The following is a 522-nucleotide window of genomic DNA, read 5'->3' on the forward strand; positions in this document are numbered from 1 at the left end:
AGCTTTGATTTCGTCTGCGCCCAGCGGAGCGCCGTGACAGTCGTGTGAGCCCGCTTTGTTTGGTGAACCAAAACCGATGATGGTCTTGGTACAGATCAGGGTCGGACGACCGGTTTCCGCCTGTGCGGCTTCGATAGCGGCATTAATCGCTTCTGGATCGTGACCGTCTACTGCCGGGATAACGTGCCAGCCGTATGCTTCGAAACGTTTTGGCGTATCGTCAGAGAACCAGCCTTCAACGTGACCGTCGATAGAGATGCCGTTGTCATCCCAGAAGGCAATCAGTTTGCCCAGACCGAGCGTCCCGGCCAGAGAACATGCTTCGTGCGAGATGCCTTCCATCAGACAGCCGTCGCCCAGGAATGCATAAGTAAAGTGGTCAACGATGTCGTGACCTTCTTTATTGAACTGCGCGGCCAGCGCTTTTTCCGCAATCGCCATACCCACGGCGTTAGTGATACCCTGACCCAGCGGACCTGTGGTGGTCTCGATGCCTGGTGCGTAACCGTATTCAGGGTGACC

1 protein-coding gene is annotated in these 522 nt (G+C 56.1%); it reads right to left on the reverse strand.

The features are described from left to right. On the reverse strand, positions 1-522 hold a 522-nt coding region (locus E6C74_RS20950; RefSeq protein WP_240798234.1), incomplete at both ends, for a thiamine pyrophosphate-dependent enzyme.

The sequence above is a fragment of the Vibrio sp. H11 genome, from assembly GCF_004804295.1.
Lineage (GTDB): Bacteria > Pseudomonadota > Gammaproteobacteria > Enterobacterales > Vibrionaceae > Vibrio > Vibrio ostreae.